Here is a 359-nt window from a genome sequence, read left to right on the forward strand (position 1 = left end):
GTATTTAATCATTGCTCTGTTTTAGTGAAATTCGTTGACTGTAATTAGGTCTATCTATAGCTATCTGATCTTTAGCTAATAACTGCAAATAAGAAATCAAATTTGCCACATACTGCTTGATCTCAGATCTATAGGGAAGAATATCATCTTTCAATGCTGAGTGTACTAGAGCAGTTAACTCTCCAAAGTATAAACAATCATTTTCACTCTCTTGTAGGCTACTTCTAACGAAACTAAATATCTTACTCGCTTTAAATCGTTGTTCTACAACACCAAGGCTAGATTCAAAATGAAATACATCCCGATCATGTTCAATTGCCATGCTATCTAATGATGGTTCTGATAGATCAATCCAGGGC

At 34.5% G+C, this 359-nt stretch carries 1 pseudogene; it reads right to left on the reverse strand.

The features are described 5' to 3' along the window. Positions 1-4 precede the first annotated feature (4 nt). Positions 5-359: pseudogene (locus tag AB4585_RS27075) on the reverse strand (hypothetical protein); the annotation flags it as partial.

The organism is Vibrio sp. 10N.222.49.C9 (genome assembly GCF_041474985.1).
Taxonomy (GTDB): Bacteria; Pseudomonadota; Gammaproteobacteria; order Enterobacterales; family Vibrionaceae; genus Vibrio; species Vibrio crassostreae_C.